The sequence below is a fragment of the Ligilactobacillus araffinosus DSM 20653 genome (assembly GCF_001435375.1).
Classification (GTDB): Bacteria; Bacillota; Bacilli; order Lactobacillales; family Lactobacillaceae; genus Ligilactobacillus; species Ligilactobacillus araffinosus.
The window spans coordinates 14,877-37,341 of record NZ_AYYZ01000012.1; the positions used below are offsets into that span (position 1 = coordinate 14,877).

The 22,465-nt window shown below is 39.1% G+C and carries 21 protein-coding genes and 1 tRNA gene; 10 read left to right on the forward strand and 12 right to left on the reverse strand.

Annotated elements, in window-relative coordinates; genetic code table 11:
• Positions 1-12: 12 nt before the first annotated feature.
• Positions 13-729 (reverse strand): response regulator YycF, encoded by a 717-nt coding sequence (yycF, locus tag FC64_RS02100; RefSeq protein ID WP_057827225.1) that lies wholly within the window; start codon positions 727-729, stop codon positions 13-15.
• Between the two features lie 626 nt (positions 730-1,355).
• A complete protein-coding gene (locus FC64_RS02105; protein ID WP_057906324.1) occupies positions 1,356-1,874 on the reverse strand; it encodes a GNAT family N-acetyltransferase in 519 nt (172 codons plus the stop codon).
• Between the two features lie 184 nt (positions 1,875-2,058).
• Between FC64_RS02105 and FC64_RS02110 the strand changes: the two genes are divergently transcribed.
• The 4 genes from FC64_RS02110 (at position 2,059) to FC64_RS02125 (ending at position 6,646) form a co-directional block, all read left to right on the forward strand.
• Positions 2,059-2,131 (forward strand) — tRNA-Lys (locus FC64_RS02110).
• 466 nt (positions 2,132-2,597) lie between these two features.
• Positions 2,598-4,514, forward strand: a complete 1,917-nt coding sequence (locus FC64_RS02115) for a M13 family metallopeptidase (RefSeq protein WP_057906325.1) — start codon at positions 2,598-2,600, stop codon at positions 4,512-4,514.
• A 96-nt stretch (positions 4,515-4,610) separates the two neighbouring features.
• A complete protein-coding gene (locus FC64_RS02120) occupies positions 4,611-5,162 on the forward strand; it encodes a hypothetical protein (protein WP_202987237.1) in 552 nt (183 codons plus the stop codon).
• 110 nt (positions 5,163-5,272) lie between these two features.
• Positions 5,273-6,646 carry a Bax inhibitor-1 family protein gene (locus tag FC64_RS02125; RefSeq protein WP_202987238.1) on the forward strand — a complete coding sequence of 458 codons (1,374 nt, stop codon included), beginning with the start codon at positions 5,273-5,275 and terminating at the stop codon, positions 6,644-6,646.
• Positions 6,647-6,695: 49 nt separating this feature from the next.
• Here FC64_RS02125 and mnmG read toward each other — a convergent pair whose 3' ends face one another.
• From mnmG to FC64_RS02140, 3 genes are all read right to left on the reverse strand, one after another.
• Positions 6,696-8,621: a tRNA uridine-5-carboxymethylaminomethyl(34) synthesis enzyme MnmG gene (mnmG, locus tag FC64_RS02130; protein ID WP_057906328.1), complete on the reverse strand. Its 1,926-nt coding sequence runs from the start codon at positions 8,619-8,621 to the stop codon at positions 6,696-6,698.
• A gap of 21 nt (positions 8,622-8,642) precedes the next feature.
• Entirely contained in the window at positions 8,643-10,034 is a 1,392-nt protein-coding gene (gene mnmE / locus FC64_RS02135) for a tRNA uridine-5-carboxymethylaminomethyl(34) synthesis GTPase MnmE (protein ID WP_057906329.1), read from the reverse strand.
• 343 nt (positions 10,035-10,377) lie between these two features.
• Positions 10,378-11,595: a coiled-coil domain-containing protein gene (locus FC64_RS02140; RefSeq protein ID WP_057906330.1), complete on the reverse strand. Its 1,218-nt coding sequence runs from the start codon at positions 11,593-11,595 to the stop codon at positions 10,378-10,380.
• 217 nt (positions 11,596-11,812) lie between these two features.
• On the opposite strand from FC64_RS02140, the gene FC64_RS02145 reads away from it, so the two are divergent.
• Both FC64_RS02145 and FC64_RS02150 read left to right on the forward strand, forming a co-directional pair.
• Positions 11,813-12,577 carry a CPBP family intramembrane glutamic endopeptidase gene (locus FC64_RS02145; protein ID WP_057906331.1) on the forward strand — a complete coding sequence of 255 codons (765 nt, stop codon included), beginning with the start codon at positions 11,813-11,815 and terminating at the stop codon, positions 12,575-12,577.
• Between the two features lie 68 nt (positions 12,578-12,645).
• Positions 12,646-12,912: a hypothetical protein gene (locus FC64_RS02150; protein ID WP_057827216.1), complete on the forward strand. Its 267-nt coding sequence runs from the start codon at positions 12,646-12,648 to the stop codon at positions 12,910-12,912.
• 153 nt (positions 12,913-13,065) lie between these two features.
• Here the strand turns inward: FC64_RS02150 and FC64_RS02155 are convergent, their stop codons facing one another.
• Complete coding sequence (locus tag FC64_RS02155) at positions 13,066-13,443, reverse strand: DUF302 domain-containing protein (RefSeq protein WP_057906332.1); 378 nt, start codon at positions 13,441-13,443, stop codon at positions 13,066-13,068.
• 135 nt (positions 13,444-13,578) lie between these two features.
• Here FC64_RS02155 and FC64_RS02160 point away from each other — a divergent pair, with 135 nt between their 5' ends.
• Entirely contained in the window at positions 13,579-14,361 is a 783-nt protein-coding gene (locus tag FC64_RS02160) for a hypothetical protein (protein WP_057906333.1), read from the forward strand.
• Positions 14,362-14,395: 34 nt separating this feature from the next.
• Positions 14,396-14,647 (forward strand): GlsB/YeaQ/YmgE family stress response membrane protein, encoded by a 252-nt coding sequence (locus tag FC64_RS02165; RefSeq protein WP_057906334.1) that lies wholly within the window; start codon positions 14,396-14,398, stop codon positions 14,645-14,647.
• A gap of 57 nt (positions 14,648-14,704) precedes the next feature.
• On the opposite strand, the gene FC64_RS02170 is transcribed toward FC64_RS02165, so the two are convergent.
• The 6 genes from FC64_RS02170 to rpmH all read right to left on the reverse strand — a co-directional run bounded on the left by FC64_RS02170 (position 14,705) and on the right by rpmH (position 19,185).
• A complete protein-coding gene (locus tag FC64_RS02170; RefSeq protein ID WP_057906335.1) occupies positions 14,705-15,487 on the reverse strand; it encodes a glycerophosphodiester phosphodiesterase family protein in 783 nt (260 codons plus the stop codon).
• A gap of 468 nt (positions 15,488-15,955) precedes the next feature.
• Positions 15,956-16,177: an immunity protein gene (locus FC64_RS02175; RefSeq protein WP_235804829.1), complete on the reverse strand. Its 222-nt coding sequence runs from the start codon at positions 16,175-16,177 to the stop codon at positions 15,956-15,958.
• 237 nt (positions 16,178-16,414) lie between these two features.
• Entirely contained in the window at positions 16,415-17,608 is a 1,194-nt protein-coding gene (locus FC64_RS02180; protein WP_057906337.1) for an acetate/propionate family kinase, read from the reverse strand.
• A gap of 151 nt (positions 17,609-17,759) precedes the next feature.
• A complete protein-coding gene (locus tag FC64_RS02185; protein ID WP_057906338.1) occupies positions 17,760-18,605 on the reverse strand; it encodes a YidC/Oxa1 family membrane protein insertase in 846 nt (281 codons plus the stop codon).
• Positions 18,605-18,979, reverse strand: coding sequence for a ribonuclease P protein component (gene rnpA, locus FC64_RS02190; RefSeq protein ID WP_057827208.1), 375 nt, complete (start codon positions 18,977-18,979; stop codon positions 18,605-18,607). Before rnpA ends, FC64_RS02185 begins: the two co-directional genes overlap by 1 nt.
• A gap of 71 nt (positions 18,980-19,050) precedes the next feature.
• A complete protein-coding gene (rpmH, locus tag FC64_RS02195) occupies positions 19,051-19,185 on the reverse strand; it encodes a 50S ribosomal protein L34 (protein ID WP_057827207.1) in 135 nt (44 codons plus the stop codon).
• A gap of 511 nt (positions 19,186-19,696) precedes the next feature.
• Here rpmH and dnaA point away from each other — a divergent pair.
• The gene (gene dnaA, locus FC64_RS02205; protein ID WP_057906340.1) at positions 19,697-21,085 is read left to right on the forward strand and encodes a chromosomal replication initiator protein DnaA; all 1,389 of its coding nucleotides are present in this window, start codon (positions 19,697-19,699) and stop codon (positions 21,083-21,085) included.
• 162 nt (positions 21,086-21,247) lie between these two features.
• Positions 21,248-22,387 carry a DNA polymerase III subunit beta gene (dnaN, locus tag FC64_RS02210; protein WP_057906341.1) on the forward strand — a complete coding sequence of 380 codons (1,140 nt, stop codon included), beginning with the start codon at positions 21,248-21,250 and terminating at the stop codon, positions 22,385-22,387.
• Positions 22,388-22,465 lie beyond the last annotated feature (78 nt).

Here is a 22,465-nt window from a genome sequence, read left to right on the forward strand (position 1 = left end):
TTTGATTTAATTTTAATTTGTTTCTGGATTCCGCAAGTAGTATCCTACTCCGCGCCGGGTTACTAGCCAAATTGGACGGCTCGGATTATCTTCAATTTTTTCACGTAACCGGCGAACCGTAACGTCAACGGTACGAACATCACCAAAATAATCGTATCCCCATACGGTTTGAAGCAAATGTTCCCGGGTCATTACCTGACCAATGTGCTTTGCTAAGTAATAAAGCAATTCAAATTCCCGATGAGTCAATTCGATCTTTTCACCCCGCTTTGAAACCACGTAGGCATCCGGATGAATTACAAGATCACCAATTGCAATGTCATTGTTTTTGCTTTCTTCTTCTGCAGCTTGAGCTTCCGCCATTGTGGCTGATTGCCGCCGTAAGTTTGCCTTGACCCGGGCAACTAATTCTCGGTTTGAAAACGGCTTGGTTACGTAGTCGTCAGCTCCCATCTCAAGGCCTAAAACCTTATCGATTTCGGCATCCTTAGCCGTAACCATAATAATCGGCATGTTGTGAGTCTTGCGCACTTCACGGGCAACTTCCAGTCCATCGATCTTTGGCAACATCAGGTCCAAAAGAATCAAGTCGGGATTAACTTCTTCAACTTTTTGCAAGGCTTCTTCACCATCATAGGCGGTGTAAACATCATAACCTTCTTTTTTTAAATTAAACTTAATAATATCGGAAATTGGTTTTTCATCATCGACAACTAAAATCTTTTTCATAAGCAAATACCTCCCCCATTAAAATGGGTTTTCAGCGACTATTAAATAATCACCCGCCTCATCGAATTGAAAAATTCTCAGTCTCTATTATAAATCATCACCGAATGAAAACCAAACCATGAAAAAACGGTGATCTTCATCCGAAATTCTGACCGAACATTTTGAAAACTATGCTATAATACAGTTAAGCTCTAGACTTGGTTTTCAAAGTTTTCATTTATAAAACGATTAGTGAAAGTAGTTAGTGATTTTCACTTAAAGCAAATATGGCAAATTGACTTCTTTTATACATTCTCCAACAAATTTGTCACTGAGCTTTCAAGGAATAAATCATACATTCTCCCCTTTACTACTAACTACACTCACAGCTGGTAATTTTTAAAACTTACATGGTCAAATTAATAATCATCTCCGGAGTTTTTATTAATTTACATGAAGGTGCTTTAAGTATTCAAGTTAACTTCTGTTACCTCATACTTGGATGATTTAGATTAACTTCACATGGCGGTTTTAATTTTTACCAGCTTTCGGTTTTATTGATGAAAGGTTGGAAAGTAATTCTAGGTGCGATAAAAACACAGAACAAAAAAAGTAAAAGGCTGTGACGAAAGTCCAGCCTCTTACTTTTATAAATTTAATTCATATCCCAAACGTTCTTGAACTTTATCCCCCTGATTAATGATTCCGCAATATTGAAATCCAGCTGACTTAATCAAGCTTTGCATTCGTTCATTCATTGCATGGGTGTCGATTCTGAAGTTTTGCATGCCCTGTTCGATTCCAATTGAAATTAAATTACTCATCAAATAATTACTCAGATGCATTCCCCGAAATTCAGATGACAATGCTAACCGATGAATCGTTGCGTACGGTTGATCAGTTACGTTCCAATGGCCATCACTGAGATTTTGATAATTTGTCTGCGGATCATGTGCCAGGGTTGCTACTCCAGCAACTTGATCATTTACCATCAAAACCAAGCATTCATTTCGCTGAATATCAGTTTGAAAAACTTCCTTAGTGGGGTAACCATTTTGCCATTGCGGACTGCCGTCATTTTTTAGGAGTGCTTGCGCTTCATGAATAATTTCCATAATTGATGATAGATCTCGTTGAGTGGCGTGCCGCAGGTAAATTAAACTCATTTTAATTCCTCATTTCTTCTTTTCCGAAAATTAATTTATCCCTTAGTTTAGCCATTTTTAAGCCTTTTTTCAAATTTCTCAAAAAAATTTCAAAAAAAGCTTGCATTCATCTTCTATCCTTGATATTATATTAATCGTCGATGAGATGTGAAAAGTTCTTATCGCTTATCAACTAAAGATTTATGGGTGGTTAGCTCAGCTGGCAGAGCAACGGACTCTTAATCCGTGGGTCCAGGGTTCGATCCCCTGACCACCCATCAGTGAAAGTCGTGATGTGATCACGGCTTTTTGTTTTACCCAGTTCTTTTTCTTTGCACCTATCACCAAACTGCATATAATTGAAAGTGTAAGGAGTTAGAAGCCCTGTGTTAGATGGTAAACAAGTGACCATATTGGAAGATTTATGTTTTCAAGTCAGGGTCGAGGCTCCTTATTTAATTTGAAAATAAAAGATTGAAATTCAAAGAAGGGTGTTCAATGAGCGTAAATCAATGTCAATGCAACTGCAAATGCGGATGTGCAGACGGTAAAGCTTGCAATTGCAAGAGTAATCCCAATGCAAAATGCTCATGCAGCCAAAGTAAATAGTTAATGATCGGCCAAACAATTGGTGAAGGTTCTGTTTGCAGTGGGACAGAGCCTAACGGTTGTTTGGCTTTTTATTTGCCTGCTTGTCGCTCTGAATTTAAATGGGTAAAATACCCTATATAAGGAGGTCATTTTATGGCTGCAAAAGAACAAATCAATGAACAATTAATCAAAGACGACCTTTATATGGCCGTAAACGGCGAATGGCTTAAAACCGCTAAAATTCCTGCTGATAAAGCAACAACTGGTGGATTTCAAGACCTTGCGGATCATATTGAAAAAACATTAATGCATGATTTCGGTCAGATGCTGGATGGGACTGTTCAGCCAGAAGACCAATATTTAAACGAGTTCATTAAATACTACCGCTTAGCTTCAAACTTTGACAAGCGAAATACCGATGGATTTACTCCTGCTAAAAAATTTATGGAACGCGTTGAAAATTTGAAAGATTGGAGCGACTGGGAAAACAAAGCTGTCGAACTTACAATGAAAGGCTATGAAGCCCCGTTCCAGCTTTACGTTGCAAGTGACATGAAGAACACTGATCGTTACACATTATATGCCTCGGTTCCTTCGTTGATTCTTCCAGATAAAACGTACTATGCTGATAATAATGAAAATGGCAAGGCTTTAATCGCTGTGTTCTCATCAATGGTGATGAAACTTTTTAAGATGGCCGGTTATGATGAAACCACCGCTCAAACTCATCTTGAACGCGCACTAGCATTTGACCGTTCACTTGCACCGCACGAAAAGGACAGTACTGAACGGGCAGACTACCCGAAGATGTACAACCCATATTCATTTGAAGACTTTAAGAAATTTAGTTCCTACCTTAATTTAGGAAAATACACCGAAGACTTGATTAAAAACACGCCTGATCAAGTTATCGTCGAAGAGCCGAAATATTATGAAGCCCTTGATGAAATCGTCAACCCAGACACCTTTGAAAACTTTAAGAGCTGGTTGCTCGTTAATACTTTGACCGGCGTTACAAGTTATTTAACGGATGATTTCCGCGTAACCGGTGGCGAATTTTCCCGGGCAATTTCTGGATCAAAGGAAGCCATGAAACCGCAAAAAGCTGCTTACTACCTTGCCAGCAACCGGTTTGATCAGGTTGTTGGGCTTTACTATGCTCATAAGTACTTCAGTCCAGATGCCAAAGCCGACGTTGAACACATGGTTCACCAAATGGTCGATGTCTATAAGCACCGCCTTGAAAACAATGATTGGTTAAGTGAATCGACCCGCAAGCAGGCCATCGTTAAGCTGGATGCATTAGGGATCAACGTTGGTTATCCGGATGAACTTGACCCGTTATATAAGAAATTTAAGGTCGATGAACAGCTTAGCTTGCTTGATAATGCCCAATCCTTTAGCGAAATCGTCCTTGCTGATCATTACAACCGATGGGGCAAACAAGTTGACCGAACAAGATGGCAAATGCCAGCGCACATGGTCAATGCCTACTACGATCCGCAATTTAACGTGATCGTTTTCCCAGCGGCAATTTTGCAGGCTCCATTTTATGACTTACACCAATCGGCAAGTGCAAACTATGGTGGAATTGGGGCGGTGATTGCCCACGAAATTTCCCACGCCTTTGATAATAACGGTGCTCAATTTGATGAAAAAGGAAATTTGCATAACTGGTGGACTGAAGCCGACTTGAAGCATTTCCAAGGCCTTGCCCAAGACATGATCAATGAATTTGACGGCCTTGAAACCGAAGCCGGAAAAGTCAACGGAAAATTGGTTGTTTCGGAAAATATTGCTGATGCTGGCGGTTTAAGCTGTGCTCTTGAAGCCGCAAAAGGCGAAGCCCAACCAGATCTGAAAGCATTCTTTATTAATTGGGCGCGAATTTGGCGAATGAAAGCATCGATGGAACGGATGAAACTGCTGCTTAACATCGACGTGCATGCTCCGCATGTCTTACGGGCAAACGTTCAACCGAAAAACCTTGATGATTTCTACACAACCTTTGACGTCCACGAAGATGATGGAATGTACTTAGCACCTGACAAACGGGTCAATATTTGGTAATTCAATAATTTAATTAAGAGATTATGGAAAATTCCGTAATCTTTTTTATTTTTATGCTAAAATCTTTAGTATCTTAAAGAAAAGGATTGAGTGATTTTGAAAGATAAAAATTCCCTTTACATCAGCCGATCACATGCTATTTTTCCAATGCTATTTTCAATAATCATTATGTGGATGACCACTTTTTGTTTTCCAACTAACGATCTAGGGGCCGCTATTACTTTTGGATTTCTTTTCCTATCAGGTGCATGGATTTTCTTTTCTTACTTAGTTATTTTATTAAACGGTTCATTCCCGTTAATTTCTATTCGGGAAAACGCCATTACTTTTAGAAAAGCAATTAACCGCTTTAAAGAAAATAACCTTATCGTTCCCGTTGATCAAATTAAGCGCATTGTGTTCGAAGTTCCTCACTTAGAATTTGGATATCATCCTAGCGTTTATCGAACAAGTGGTAAACTCACAATTTATTTAAAGTCAAAACTTCCCGTTCCTAAAGGATTTAAGTCTGAAGACGACGGCAATTTCCATCAAATTACATACAAACTGACATGCGTCGCTTCATCTAAAACGATTTCCTTCTTTAAATTTTTTATCGGCTGGGCATCCTATCAAAACATCCAGTGTGATATTTATGATCCTGATTAATCTTTAGATGTTAATTCAAGAAATCAATTAAGAGATTACGAAAAATTTCGTAATCTTTTTTATTTTTATGTTAAAATTTTTAATATCTTAAAGAAAAGGATTGAGTGATTTTGAAAAATGAAAAGATTTCAGTTTATATGAGTAAATTCAAGCTCATTGCATTAACAATCATGTCGCTTTTATTGGTTGCAATGGGCGTTGGCGTCCTGACTAGCGGTGATGCTGGGATGGGACTTTTTTGTACCGTTTTTTTTGGCATAACCGCTGTTATCCCATTAATTTACCTTTTCCATAGCAAGCAGCCGTTGGTTGTCTTAACAAAAGATTACATCCGCGTGCGAGTTCCAATGAAAGACACTGAATTTCAACTTTCGGCTGCGGATGTTGCTCAAATTGGGATGAGCGGAACGAAGAAAAATGCCCGGCTTAATTTATTAACCTCTAAGAATGTCCCTGCAGATTTTAAAAAGTTTGTTAAAACTCAAGACAGCAAACATCTTATTTCGATTCCGCTTAATTACGTTGATTCCCACGTTGTTTTGATTCTAAATGACGCGGTTCAAAAGTGGCAAGAATCCCTTAAAACTCAACGTGTAAAGGCCCGGGCAGAAGAAATTTCGGCTGACGTTCAAGTTCAGGGACAAGCTGAAAAAGAAACCTCATCGTTAGTTGCGTTGAACACGGCTGCAAATAGCGTTGGCGCTTCCGGAAGCTTTGTAAAAAAGGGGAAATTTGTCCGTGAAGCAATGCTGTTCCCAGTTACTTCAGAAGAAAGTAAACTTTTAGGAAAGCACATTGCCAAGACTTACGGCATTGTGATGGCTGAAATTTTAGCAAGTCTTTTCCTTGCCGCTTTTGAATGGATCTTCTTTGATTTTGGAATTTTAATGGTTAAACTTGCATTTTCACTTCATGGAATTACTTATCTTATCTTTCTTGGATTGCTTATGTGGCTTGCCCAAAAGGCCCGGAAAACTCACCAAAAAAGTTATGAAATCGGTGCAATCGCCCTCACGATTTGGATGCTGACCCAATCAGTTCTTGTCAGTATCGGTGCCCTTTACAACACGGTCGGTTTTTCAAGGGCCATGATCGTTACTGCTGAAGCTTTCTTAATAACCTTTGCGATTTTCAGTAGTTGTGCACTATTCGGCCTTCAAACTAAGAAAAACGCTGCCGGTTGGGGCGGCCCGCTTTTGGGAGCACTCCTTGCAGTTATTATTCTTATGCTTTTTAATATTTTGATTGGATCAACCCTTTTGATGAATCTCTTACTAGTTGCCGACATCTTTGTTTTCGTTCTTTATACGATCTATGACAATCAGATGATCAAGGTGCGTTTCCTTGCTAATTTTCGGGGTGAAATTGCCGATGGTTATGATGGAACATTCCTTGCACTAGACAGTTCATTAGATATCTTCCTTGATTTTATCAACCTCTTCTTGGATATCTTATCGATTTTCTCCTCATCAAATAGTAATTAAAAGATTCATAACCAAAAAGACGAAGTTCAACCGAACTTCGTCTTTTTTCCTATTCTTCTGTCTTCTTTGCAATTCTTCCCTGTTGAATATAAACTGCAAGAATTGAGATATCAGCCGGGTTGACCCCACTGATTCGGCTTGCTTGAGCCAACGTTTCGGGTTGAATCTTTGTTAATTTTTCAACCGCTTCCGTTGCTAACCCGTCAATTGCATTGTAGTCAATATTTGTAGGAATCTTCTTGGCCTCCATCCGGTGAAGTTTTTCAACCTTTTCTTCCGCCTTCTTGATGTAGCCTTCATATTTGTATTGAATTTCAATCTGCTCAATAACCCGTTTATTAAGTTCATGATCCGGAGCAGGAATAAACTTCAATAAATCTTGGTAGCTCATATATGGCCGCCGCAACATGTCACTGGCTAATACGCCATCCTTCAATGCTTTATCACCATGGGCTTCAAGATAGGCATCAATTTCTGGATTTGGCTTAATTCGAATTGATTCAAGCCGTTTCTTTTCATCTTCAATGGCTTGCCGTTTTTGAACAAATTTTGCATACCGTTCATCTGAAATCAAGCCGATTTCATGACCAATATCCGTTAATCGCAAGTCCGCATTATCATGCCGTAAAATCAAGCGGTACTCAGCCCGGGAAGTCAACAACCGGTATGGTTCGTTTGTTCCCTTTGTAACCAAGTCATCAACTAAAACGCCAATGTAAGCATCGCTTCGTTTAAGCACAATCTCCTTCTTGCCTAAAGCGTGCCGGCCGGCGTTGATCCCAGCAATCAAGCCTTGACCCGCAGCCTCTTCATAACCTGACGTTCCGTTGATCTGCCCCGCAGTATAAAGGCCCTTGATCAACTTAGTTTCAAGGGTTGGTCGTAATTGATACGGAGAAACAACATCGTATTCAATTGCGTATCCTGGACGCATCATTTCGGCATCTTCAAGGCCCTTAACATTGTGGATCATTTGTAACTGAACTTCTTCAGGCAATGAAGTTGATAACCCGTCAATATAGTATTCATCCGTCTTTCGTCCTTCAGGTTCAAGGAAAAGCTGGTGCCGGTCTTTATCAGCAAATCGAACGACCTTATCTTCAATTGAAGGGCAGTAACGCGGACCAACCCCTTCAATTACCCCAGTAAACATTGGAGCTCGATCAAGGTTATCCCGAATAATTTGGTGAACCTTTTCGTTTGTATAGGTCAACCAACATGACAATTGATCCTTAACGGGAATATATTCATCATCAGAGCTTTCAAAACTAAAGTGATTAACTTCAGCGTCCCCCGGTTGTTCTTCCGTTTCGTTATAGTGAATCGTGTTGCCATCGATTCGCGGCGGTGTTCCGGTCTTAAACCGAACAATATCAAAACCATACTTTTCTTCAAGGTTTTTCGTTAATTCAAGGGCCGGTTGCGAGTTATTCGGACCTGATGAATACATCAATTCCCCGATAATGATTTTGCCCCGAGCAGATGTTCCGGTTGTCAAAACAACGGTCTTAGCACCGTAATGCGCCCCGGTACTTGTAATAACGCCCTTAACTTCGCCGTCTTCAACGATCAGATCATCAACCATTCCTTGACGCAAAGTTAAATTTGGTTCTTCTTCAAGGGTATGCTTCATTTCGATTGAATACTGCCGCTTATCAGCTTGTGCGCGCAATGCACGGACCGCCGGACCTTTACTTGTATTCAGCATCCGCATTTGAACATAGGTCTTATCGATGTTCTTTCCCATTTCGCCGCCCAAAGCGTCAATTTCACGGACAACGGTTCCCTTTGCCGGACCGCCGACAGATGGATTACATGGCATAAATGCAACCATTTCGAGAGTGATCGTCATTAAAAGGGTTTTATTTCCCATCCGGGCAGCTGCCAGTGCTGCTTCACAGCCGGCATGCCCCGCACCAACAACGATCACGTCGTAGTCTTTTGCCTTATAAGGTTTTCCTTTTGCTACTTGCATTATCTTCTCCTTATATCGTTTTTATTTTCCTAAGCAGAACTTGCTGAATAATTCATCCAACAATTCGTCTTTATATGAATCCCCGGTAATTTCACCTAGGTCTTCCCAGGCATCGCGCATGTCGGTTTGACAAAGGTCAACGGGCATCCCATTCTTAATTCCAACTAAAACGGCATCCAATGAGTCAGCAGCCTTATTTAACAAGGCAACATGCCGGGCATTATTAATGATGACCGCATTTTGTGAACTTTCAATTCCGTTAGCAAACATGTCCTTGATCCGTTGTTCAACATCGTCAACGCCAATATTATTTGGAATTGATGTTTGAATGATGTTTTCCTTGCCAACTAAACCTTCGACTTCATCGATTTCAATCTTTTGCGGCAAGTCGGTTTTGTTCAGAATTACGATCCGTTGCTTATCCTTCGTCAAATCGATCAACTGCCGGTCTTCATCCGTCAACGGTTCGCTGGCATTCAATACCAAAATTACCAAGTCTCCTTGGTCAATTGCCTTGCGTGACCGTTCAACTCCGATCTTTTCAACCTTATCTTCCGTTTCACGAATTCCAGCCGTATCAATCAGTTTCAATGGAATTCCCTTAATGTTGACGTATTCTTCAATGACGTCCCGGGTCGTTCCAGCAACATCAGTTACAATTGCCTTATCTTCATGTAACAGATAATTCAAAAGGCTTGATTTCCCAACGTTTGGCCGACCGATAATTGCTGTTGCTAATCCTTCGCGTAAAATCTTGCCGCCTTGAGCAGTTTCAAGCAACTTATCAATCTTCTTCTTAACTTCGATCGTCCGTTCCTTTAAAAGCTTAGTGGTGATCATTTCAGTTCCGTCATATTCCGGATAGTCAATATTAACTTCAACCTTTGATAAGGTATCAAGAATTTCTTCACGCAATCCGCGAATCAGCTTTGCTAAGCTGCCGCCAAGGTGATCAAGCGCTAACTTAGCTGAACGGTCAGTTTTAGCCTTGATAATATCAAGTACTGATTCTGCTTGGGTCAAATCAATTCGACCGTGAAGAAAGGCCCGTTCAGTAAATTCACCTGGATTGGCCATTCGCGCACCATTTGTCAGCAACAATTGCAAAATCTTGTTGGTTGGAACAATTCCACCGTGACAGTTAATTTCAACAATGTCTTCCCGGGTATATGTTTTCGGTGCCCGCATAACGGTTACCATAACTTCATCGACGGTTTCGCCATTTTTCGGATCAATAATATGCCCGTAATTGATCGTGTGCGTTGGAACCTTTGTTAAGTCCTTTCCCTTAAACATCTTCATGACGATTGGCAATGCATCGTCCCCGCTTAAACGTACAATTGAAATTGCACCTTCACCAGGCGGAGTTGAAATTGCAGCAATTGTATCATATTCTGTTTGTTCTTCTACCATTTCCGAATCCCTTTCTTCACTAATTTAGTCTGAAAAAATAAAAAAGTGCCTCCACCACACCAATTAGCGACTACTAAAAAGCGTGGATAAAGCACTTTGACTACTTTATCTACTATTCAAACTATCTCGTGGTTAATCTTACTTGGTTATTTTTTAAAAGTCAAGAAATCACCATAATAAAAAAACTCTAATCTATGTAACCATAGACTAGAGAAAAAGGATTGTATATTTGGAGTATGTTAGGTAGCAAATAACTAGGGATGTTATTTACTATATTTGTAGTATGCCCCGTAATTATGAATTTTATATGAAGATTTTTAGCAAAAGTTTTAACTTCTCTTTATTATTTCTGGCGCTTTTTATGATGCCCAAAATCAAGCCGGGTAAGAATTTCTGAAACCGTTAATGCGGCAACCTTAAGCAGGGATGTCCGTTTCGGTGTTCCGTGATGACGAGTATTTTCGCCCACTTGAGGCAATCGCTGATTCGGAACTGCCGGCTTTTGAATTTCCGGCTGTGACACTGTCCGTAATTCACGTTGCAATTCTTCGATTTCTTGTTGACAATCCAGCCCTTTGCGTTTCGCCACCGTTAACTGATTGATCTTTTCAGCTAAATCTTGTTGAATAATTTCACGTTTCCGGGTTTCGCGTTGAACGGCTTCCTCTGCCCGCCGTAATTCAGTCCGCAAACTTTGCATCCGATTATTTGCATTTTGGAGAACCGCTAACCGATTTTGGTAATCAACCAAAAGCTGCTCATCATTGGCCAATTTTTCTTTTGTGGCTTGAAGAGTTGCAGTCGCGTCACCCTGAAGAAGACTTGTCTGATTCTTGACTTCTGTTAAGTTTTCCTTCACATCCGCCAACTTCCGCTCAGCTCCCCGTAAATTATACCGGGCAGTATTCAAATCAATCTGCTTCATTTGAAGTTTTTCCCGTGCCTGTTGGACATCTTGATCAGCTGCGTCGCTGATTGCAACCTTCGCCTTTTCAACTGCCTGAATTTCACGCTGAACGATTTGGTTTGCCCCATCAACGTTCTTTTGAACTTCAGCCTGCGTTTCTTCAAGGGCTTTTCGCTGTTCATTCAGCCGTTTAATTTGCGCTTCATCCTCAGCTGAACGTTTGCTCGTGTCCTTTGCATCTTTTAATTCATCGATTCGTTGCCGGTCAATTAAAATATCATTTTGCTTATTGCTGATTTTTTGACTCAACTTATTGATATTTTCAATCGTTGCACTTTGAAGGTCCTGCTGAGTTTGAACCTTTTGTTCCTCAATGCGTTGTTGCTCAGCTTGCGCGGTTTGCGCCGCCTGCTTTGCCTGATCTGCTTGCCGGTGTTGATTATCGACCGCCGTTTGCAACTGTGCAATTTCATGACTTAACTCACGCAATTTGGTTTGCGCAGCATCAAGCTGACTTTCAAGGGACGCCCGCTGTGAAGATGCCGTTGGGGTGGATTCCACCGTCGCAGCTGATGACTGAGTCTCTGCCTTGCGCCCCTTCATAATTTTTTTCAAAGCAGATGTCCTCTGATCAAAAACTGATGATTTCTTCATTCGGATACCTCTTTTGCTAAATATCGGATTTAATCATTTCAAATAAAATCACTTTAATTTTACCATTTTGTAATGAGCGATGTGAAGAATAATCAAAGATTTTACCAGCTTTTAACCCTTTGATCGTCAAATTTCAAAGTTTAGATTGTAATTCGTAAGCCTCCACTCCAATTTCTGTTATAGTTAGGATTAAAGACTTAATGGAGGAGGAATTTGAATGGCGCCAGCCAATCATTCAAAACAAATCAGCAAGCCTTGGTTTTCCTGGGCTTTTTGGATCATCTGCTTTTTTGGAATTAATATCCTACTTGCAGTTGTTCAGGAAGAATTAAACATTACCCTTTTTAAAGACCAATTACTTCTTCAAGGCGGATGCGAAGTCGGCATCATTATTGCCACTTTATTAATTAATCATTTTTATACCAAGGAAAAATTTCATTTTGGAAACTGGAACATCTTTCTGCGATCTTGGATGGTCGACCTTTTTATCGGGTATTATATTATCGCGATTGTTTTAAATTATAATCAAATGCATCATATTGGACTTTATCTTGTTTTAGCGGCCCTAATTGGAATCGCCGAGGAATTTACCTTTCGCGGAATGATTCTCGGAAGTTTGATTCATAATTGGCGGGGAAAAAATCCAATTTTAGGCGGAGTGCTTTTAAGTAGCCTAATTTTTGGCCTTACCCATGCCGTCAATGCCTTTTCACAACCGTTCCCGAATACTATTGTTCAAATTGTGGTCGCCTTTTCTTTGGGAGTGATTTTAGCATTCATGTATTTGCGGACAAATAATTTGATTACCCCGATTTTATTCCATATGCTCGTAGACTTTACCTCGATCAGTCTAACCAACACCACTGAAAGTCAAGCAGGATGGAATACTGCGCTTCCAATTCTCATCGTGGCGTTATTAGTTTTATTCTTCCAGCTTAAACCGCGCTCCCGGAAACAAATTGAGCATGATTTTAACTTATAATTACTTTATCCGTGCTTTTTAGCTTTAAAATTTGTAAAATTAAGGTATATGAAACGGAGATGAATAATTTGCAATTAATCACGCGGAATAATGCTTCAGTAATGATTCAAAAGCGAATGAAGACCGGTAAACGACTTCATGTGATCCTGACAACATGGAAACGAGATCGGAAAATTGAAATTACCCAAAATGGCGGTAATTATCAATTAAATGAAAATGGATTTAAACATTTCCAAGCTTCAAAATTGAATCAGCAAAAATGTATTTCAGTTTTAAAAGAACGGATGAACATCGAATTTCCTCGTAGTCATCAGATTTACATTGCATTTAAGTAACAAAGAGGTTGCGACTGGGAGTCACAACCTCTTTGTTGTATTCGCATAATCGGATTCCAAACCAAACAAGCTACAACGTGAAACTAGTGAAGTTCGAAAAGCTCCGAATCTTTGTTGCGCGATTCGTTCGTCTTTACTGTTTTGTCACACCTTTTATTTAGCAGCTTCTATCATTTCTTGATACATGTGGTGCATCTTTTCAATGATCTTTTTCCCTCGATCTTTCAACTGATCATTTCCTGGGAAATCATACGGATTACGATAGATCAATTCTGTTTGTTCATCCTTTGCGATCAATAAAACTTTGATCGGTAATTCAAAGGTAATATCATCATTTTCTTGCATCAATAATGTTCCAACTTTCGGATTACCAAAAATAATCAACCGGGTTTCCGGAATTTCAAGACCAACATTACTGGCTTCAGCCTTTTGATCAATGTTATCGAAAACCTTGAATCCCTTCCCATGGATAAAGTCAACGACCTTTTTTTCGACCGTATCAATGTTTGAGTTAACAATAACGTGTTCCATTGCTTTTGCTTCCTTTCTTAACTTTAATTATACCGTTAATTTCACTTTTATTTGGACCTAATGCCTGCTTTAAATTTAATTCATCTGGGATATGTATTAAAATATAGTAATAAAAATAAATTTAAGGACTAGGTTATGACTGAAAAGAAAAATACAAAAGATTTTAAACGAGTATGGATCACATTACTGTTATGGCTGTGCGGGATGCTAATTTTGCACATCGTTTGCCGGGCATTTCATGTTCGAATCAATTCAAATGATATGTTAATCAGCAACCTGGTCACAATTATCATTGCCCTCGCAATTAATTGGTTGTATACAAAAGAAAAAATCTATTTTGAATGGTACGGCTTTAAACGGATCGGCTGGCTTTTGGTTTTTGCATTGATTTTTGTAATTGCGATCAACGCAATGTTTAAGACTGTTCCGTCGGCAACTTCGCTTGAAATTTCACTCAGCCCGTTTTTCTGGCTGTTTTTCATCTTGGCATCCGCAACGATTCCGGTCATCATGTTTTATGCTATTTTAATGCCAGCAATGATTCATAATTGGCAATCATCTTCCAACGTCATCCTTAAAAGCTTAATTTTAAGTTCGGCGCTCTTCAGTGTTTTCGAAGTTTTTGTTCTCAATAACATGTACGGTGGCGTTCTTTCAACAATTTATCAGCTCGTTGCTGAATTTGCATTCGGATTGATGTGCGGTCTCTTTTACCTTCGAAGCGTCAATATTATCGTTTCGATTTTCTTTGGTTTCATTGAAACCTTCTGTGCGGTGATCTTAGCCCACATTGCACCGTTATTCGGAAATGGAATTATTAATATTATTTTCTTCCTGTTATTTATTTATTTGGTATTAAAAATCACCCTTCGACCACAAAATATTAAACAAATTAAAAAAGATTTTAAACTTAATTGATTATAATAGGACATCAGTTAAAGGAGGAATTTAAATGTTACATTTGATTTGGGTTTTAATTATCGGAGCTGTCATTGGCTCAGTTGCCGGCTGGCTGACAAATCGGCGCGGCTCAATGAGCTGGATTGCCAATATCATTGCCGGTTTGATTGGTTCCGCTCTTGGAGAACATCTCCTCGGATTTTGGGGACCCGTAATTGCAGGCATGGCAATTATTCCGTCAATCATCGGCGCCGTTATCCTTGTCCTGATCGTTTCACTTGTTTTAAAACTTTTGATTAAATAAAAAGCAGCGGAGATTGTAACATAAGTTACAATCTCCGCTTTTTGTTTCACATGAAACCTAGAACCAAGTTGTTAAATAATGACTATCTTGAACTTGGCCTTGGCGATAGTTGGGGAAATCTTGTCCAATATCGGTAAAAATTCCATCAACGCCCCAGTTAAATAACTGATTGGCCCGATCGATCTTATCAACCGTCCAAACATTGATTTCATAACCGGCTTTCTTTAATTGCCGGACCTTCGCAGCCGTTAATCGGCGATTGTCCGGATGAATGATTTTTGTATTTAAAAATCCCGTTAAGGGTTTCGCTAATGAAAGGGTATATTGGTTAAACAGACACGCATATTCTAAATCCGGCCGCACCTGTTTCATTCTCATTAAAATATCCGGATAAAATGAAGAAATGATCACCCGAATCTGCGAATCGATTCGATCAATCTGGCTTGCTAACTGCCGCACCATTGAACGTGTTAAACGCATTGCATCCTTGCCGTTAATTGGCTTGATCTCCAGATTAAGGTTAATTTGATTACAGTTAATAAAATCAATTACGTCATCGAAGGTCGGGATCTTTTCATTTCTAAACTTCAAATCAAACCATTCCCCGGCAGATAATCGATGTAATTCTTCAAAATTTAACGCCGTTACCTGTCCCCGGCCATTTGTTGTCCGAGCAATATCACCATCATGCATGATTACTAATTTTTCATCATTTGTGATTGCGAGATCCGTTTCAAGCCAATTTACATTGTACCGTGGCATCAATTCAAACGCCGCCATTGTATTTTCAGGCGCTAGGGTAGACATTCCGCGATGCGCAATAATCTTATGCTGTCCCATTTGCTCACTTTCCTTTGTCTAAATTAGCTTTATTTTAATCTTTTTTAACCAATAAAAAAAGATGGGACTGGGCGGTCTCATCTTCAACGCTTCCGAAAACTCTACCATAAACTATAAAGGGGTCAAGAGCAAGGCAAGCTTCCGGCAAGCAACTGACTAAACAATGGTCCAGGTTAATCATTTTTCAGTATCGGTTGGGAGAGGATACTATTTCATAGATTATATCTATTGTCAAAGAGTAAATACATTGCAAACATGTATTTGACGGTTTAAATATTCATACAATAATAAGTTTGAGTAAGTGAAAATTAATACCACTGTTTGTCATTATTAAAGTGTTTATCTTCTACATAGAACCTATCTATGTTCAGTTACTATATTATTCTTTTCTAATAAAAATAATTTAAAATTTCCTGAACTCTAATTTTTCTTTCCTGAATATTTATACTTAACCTTTTCTTTAACTTTTTACTGAATCAATCCATACATCCATTGTGGCAAGATCATCAAGCCTAACCCAAGTAAAAATATAACAATCCCTAAGGCAAGACCATAATACAGCGCTAGTGGACTAAAAGCATTATCCGTTCCCTTTGTTGTTAAAAAATGATGATACTTCCATGTTACGTAAAACTGCCAAAGCCCAATTAAAAATAAAACAACTCCAAAAATCCGCATTAATAACATCATAACTTCCTTCTTTCCCCTGAAATTAATTTCTATTATATTTAGCTTTCCATCTTTTGCAAGCGTTTTATAAAAAAAGGTTGTGACTCACATCACAACCTCTGCATAATCGGATTCCAAAACAAATAAGCTAAGTGGTGACACAGAGCTAATTCAAAAACCTCCGAATCTATACTGCACGATTCGTTTGCTTTTCTGCTTCCACCACGCTCGCGTTTTTTACGTTTTGTCACATCCTTCTTATTTATTTTTCAACCGTTCAACGTCCCGCGCGATCATTAATTCTTCATTCGTTGGAACACGCAATACTGCAATCTTTGAATCCGTAGTCGAAACAACGCCATCCACGTTGGCATCATTTTTTGCATCATCCATTGCAACCCCCATAAATGAAAGACGGTCGATTATCCGTTTTCGAATTGCACTTTCATTTTCGCCAATTCCAGCTGTAAAGACGATCGCATCTAAGCCGCCCATCTCAGCATAATACTGACCAACATACCGAACGATGTTTTTTATAAAAAGCCGAATTGCAAGGGATGCACGTTGGTCGCCATCCTTTTCGGCAGCCTGTAAGTCGCGCATATCAAGTGACCGTCCCGATACACCGAGCAACCCTGACTTTTTATTCAACGTGTCTAGAATTGCATCAACATCCGTTGTCTGCATCTTCTTCATTACGTATGCAACTAATGAAAAGTCGACATCCCCTGACCGAGTTCCCATTGTAATTCCTGTCAACGGAGTGAAGCCCATTGAAGTATCAAATGACTTGCCGTCTTTAATGGCACACATTGAAGAACCAGCGCCCAAGTGACAGGTGATCATCTTTAAGTCCTTTAATGGCTTGCCTAAGTATTCAGCCGCCTTTTCAGCAACGAATTGGTGACTTGTTCCGTGAGCGCCGTAACGCCGAACGCCGTATTTTTCATACCATTCGTATGGTGTGCTGTACATGTAGTTTTCTTCCGGCAACGTTTGATGGAATGCCGTATCAAAAACGGCAACCGCGGTTGCATCCGGTAATAACTTTTTGAATTCTTGAATTCCAATCAAATTATTCGGGTTATGTAATGGTGCAAAATCAGCTAATTCGTCAATTTTTTGAATTACATCATCATCAATTACGACTGACTGATCAAAATATTCACCCCCAGCAACGACCCGGTGGCCAACTCCTGTAATTTCTTCAAAATTATCGACGATTTTAAGTTCCTTCAATAACCTCAGCATTTCTTTGATCGCTACTGCATGGTTAGCAAGCGGTAATTCTTCCGTATATTTTTTACCGTCATTGTATACAATTTTAATTGCTGATCCATCAAATCCAATGCGTTCAAGTAATCCCTTTGCAATTTCCTTTTCTTCAGGCATTAAGTATAATTTAAACTTTAAAGTTGAACTTCCTGAATTAATTACTAATGTTTTTTCCAATTGAATTTCTCCCTTATGTAAAAATCTAAAATCAAGATACCATTAAGTAAAATACATTGCAAGTTGGCTTCGTTGTCAAATCAAGTTATTAATTTTCTTATAAAAAAACAGCAACCTCGCACACACGCGGTTGCTGTTATAAGCTTTGCAACTATTTCCGTTTACTCTTATAAGCTTTCCGTTTAGCTTTTTCAAGCCGTTTCTTCCGGGCTTTTTCAGCCGCTTCCTTTTCTTCGCGTTCCCGCCGAATCTTAAATGGATTCTGAAGTAACAATGTCTGTCCCACTGAAAATGCGTTGGTTACAACCCAGTAGATTGACAATGCAGACGGTAAATTAAAAGCAATGAAACCAGTCATGATCGGCATGAAGTACAACATCATATTATTCATCATGTTGTTTGTTCCTTCCGGTTGACCCATCATTGATAATTTCGAAGTTAAGAATGTAAAGATTGCGGCCAAAATTGGCATGATGTAGTACGGATCTTTTTCACCCAAGTGCATCCATAAAAAGTCGCCGTTCTTCAAAATCGGTGACCGCCAAATTGCTTGGTACAAAGCAATCAAAATTGGCATTTGAATCAACATTGGCAAGCATCCTGCCATTGGATTGACTCCGGCTTCGGCATAAAGCTTTTGCTGTTCTTCGCTTAATTTTTGCATTGATTCCGGATCCTTTCCAGGATACTTCTTTTGCAATGCCATCAATTTCGGTTGAATTTCTTGGGTCTTCCGCATACTCTTCATCTGGTAGAACATCAACGGTAAGATAATAATTCTGACAATAATTGTAAAGACCACGATTCCCCAGCCGTAGTTGTGGCCAAAGAAATTACTCAGCCACCGAATAGCCCGGACGAAATTCCAAATAATGTAGTGATCCCAAAAACCTGTACTATGAGATGTAATTGGGGCATTACTTGTACATCCGCCTAAAAGCAAGGCCAGTGATAAAGTGCCAAGGATCGCAACGTTTCTTTTTGTACGTCGTTTCATTACTTTTGTAATTCCTCACTTTTCGCTTTGTTATTTGCAGGCAAAACCTTTGCTAACCGCAAAACATGGCTTAAATGTTTTTTTACTTCTGCCGTTGACATCCACGCAACTGTCGGCCGCGCAATTACAAGAAAATCGCAATCCTGTTTCAATTGCGGCTTGAGATCCGTTAATGTTTGCCGGATCCGGCGTTTGACCCAGTTTCGCGCAACGGCATTCCCAATCTTTTTTCCAACTGAGATGCCGACCCGAAAATGAATCTGTCCCGGTTTTTCAAGCATATAAACGACAAATTGGCGGTTCGCACATGATTTACCCTTTGTAAAAACCGTTTGGAATTCTGCTTCTTTTTTGACGCGATATGATTTTCTCATTGTCGATCTCCTAAATGGACTTATCCGAATGCTCTTTAGATAAGAAAAAAGACCACTGACGGTCCAGTGATCTATGCAGACAATACTTTTCTACCTTTACGGCGTCTACGTGCTAACACATTGCGACCGTTCTTTGTACTCATACGCTTACGGAAACCATGTACGCGTTGACGGTGACGTTTCTTAGGTTGGTATGTTCTCTTCATGAATTCCACCTCCTTATTTTTAGATGTCAAAACTATCTAAATTATTGTATCAAAATAGTCCTCAAACAGACTTACTTTGTAAGTTTAACATACAAATTTTAAGTTGAAAAGCGATTTTTCCAAACCCAGGTGATTTTTCAACTTTGCCATGACGCTTTTTATCCCCGATTTGCCTTTTAAATTTTTGGAACAATTGTGAATTACCAAAAATAAACCCACAGCTTTTTAGACAAACATATCCACAATTAACATCCCGTGAATTTAACTTTTGTGATTTCGGGATAATTTTGTGGATAACTTGTGAAATCATTGATACCAGTGACTTCAATTTTAAATAATGCCCGTTAATAATGCTACAATCAGCCAGTTTTATCCACAAAAAATAACCACCTGTGGATAATTAAACTAACATCCGTGAATTGGAATTTTTTTATTTTTCACACCTGTGGAAAACTATTTTTTTTAATGCTACAATGGACGTATAAATTTTTTACAAAAGGAGGGCCGTTTCGTGCTTGAACCAGAACTCGATTCCTTATGGAAAATCATTTTCGACGGTTTGCACGGCTCATTTAACGATATTGCATTTAATACTTGGATCAAGCCGGCCAAACCTATCGAGTTTAAAAATGACACCCTTGTCATTGAGGTCCCATTTCAAATGGTTAAAGAATATTGGGAACGAAATATCAGCGAAACGATCATTGATTTGCTTGAACCAGCGATTGGTCGGCGAATAAATATCGTAATTCGTTCCGCAGCAGATGATAACGATGAACCATCGAATCAAGCAGCTGAAAATACCCTAAATACTGAAACTGAAAAGCCAATTCCAGCAACATCGCCAAAAAAAGCTTCTAACAATAATTTCGTTCATAACAACCAATTAAATAGCGATTATACGTTTGAAAAATTTGTTGTTGGAAATGGAAATAAAATGGCGCATGCCGCTGCATTGGCCGTTGCTGAAGATCCTGGACGGGTTTACAATCCGCTTTTCATTTATGGCGGCGCCGGATTAGGGAAGACGCACTTAATGCAAGCAATTGGTCATACAATTTTGCAGCGCGATCCGACAGCTAAAGTTAAATATGTTTCAAGCGAGGCATTTGCAAACGACTTTATCAATTCGATTCAGTTAAAAAACCAATCTGAATTTCGCGATGAGTACCGGAATGTTGATCTTTTACTTGTTGACGATATTCAGTTCTTGGCAAATAAAGTTGGGACACAGGAAGAATTCTTCAATACATTTGAAACTCTTTTCCAAAATAACAAACAAATTGTTCTTACGGCTGATCGATTACCAAACGAAATTCAAAACCTTCAAACCCGGTTGGTTACCCGATTCAAGATGGGGTTGCCGGTCGACATCACACCACCAGATTTTGAAACCCGAATTGCTATTTTGCGTGAAAAATCGCAATCACTTGGATTAGATCTTCCAGATGAAGCGTTGAACTATATTTCTGGTCATTTTGACTCTAGTGTACGTGATTTAGAAGGAGCCTTATCGCGGATCAAAGTCTTTACTTCAATGACGGATGCTCCGATTACGACCAGCATGGTTGCGGAAGCGCTCCGAGGATTAGTTGGTCAGGGAGCAACAAAGGAAATTACGATTCCAATTATTCAAAACAAGGTTGCAAAGTACTTTAATGTCACTGTAACTGACCTCAAAGGAAAGAAACGGGTTAAATCAATCGTCATGCCGCGGCAAATTGCAATGTATCTTTCACGGGAATTGACAGATGCATCCCTTCCAAAAATTGGTCAAGAATTTGGCGGTAAGGATCATACAACCGTGATCCACGCGCATGAAAAAATTCAAACTGAACTTTTGACAAATAAGGATCTTCAAAACGATATTAAAGAAATCAAAGATCAGTTACAGGTCTGATTGTGGACAAATGTGAATCAATTAGATTTTTATCCACAACATATCCACAAGGAAAATGCAGGAAATCTTAGCTTTTCAAAAGTTTTCCACAAGAATAACAGAGCCTAATACTATTACTAATTAATAATTACTATATATATTAATTAAGGAGCTAGCTTACCTATGAAATTTACAATTAAGCGCAACGCATTTATTAAAAAATTAACCGATGTGCAACGGGCAATTTCTTCTAAAACCGCGATTGAAATTCTAACGGGATTAAAAATTACCGCAACTGAAAATTCAATTACGTTAACTGGAAGCGATTCGGATATTTCAATTGAAAACGAAATTTCAATTGATGATAGCAATTATGAATTGTTAATCGACGAACCTGGATCGATTGTTTTACCCGCACGATTCTTTAGTGAAATCATTAAACGGTTGCCTGAAAATACATTTACGATAGAAGTCAATGATCATTTCCAAGCAACTATTACATCTGGTCAAACAGAATATCAAGTTAACGGGGTTGACGCCGATAATTATCCGCATTTACCTGAAATTGATACAAATGAACAATTATCAATTCCAGCAGATATCATGAAACAGGTTATTAATCAAACCGTTATTGCGGTATCAACGCAAGAAAGCCGCCCGTTGTTGACGGGGGTTCATTTGACGATCAAAGATGGTGAATTACACGCAGTTGCAACGGACTCGCACCGATTAAGTCAACGCAAGGTAAAATTATCAGGCGCTGAAAATATTGATTATGATATTATTGTTCCAGGCCGTTCACTAATCGAACTTTCACGAATGATTGCTGATTCAACTGGCAATTTGGAAATTCAGATTGCTGAAAATCAAATTTTATTTAACTTTGACACTACAGCATTTTATTCACGGTTGCTTGAAGGAATGTATCCGGATACAGATCGGTTGATTCCACAAAGTTCAGAAACCGAAATTGAATTAAATGCGGTTAATTTGCTCCATGCGATCGAACGTGCTTCATTATTGTCTCATGAAGGCCGAAACAATGTTGTTAAATTAAGTTTGAACAGCGAAAGTCAAACGGCAGTTTTATCAAGTAATTCACCAGAAGTCGGAAACATTGAAGAAGAATTACAATTTGATAAGATGACTGGAAATGACATTGAAATTTCCTTCAACCCAGATTACATGAGGGCTGCATTACAAGCATTTGGCCAAGCAGAAGTTAAGTTATCATTAACATTACCATTGCGGCCATTTACATTGATGCCAACGGAAGACAGTGAAGACTTTGTTCAATTGATTACCCCAGTTCGGACATACTAATTGAATGAATTGAAGTGAAAAAGGCGGTGACGTGTCACCGCCTTTTTTTTTACTTTTTGTAAACAAAATTCGTGACAA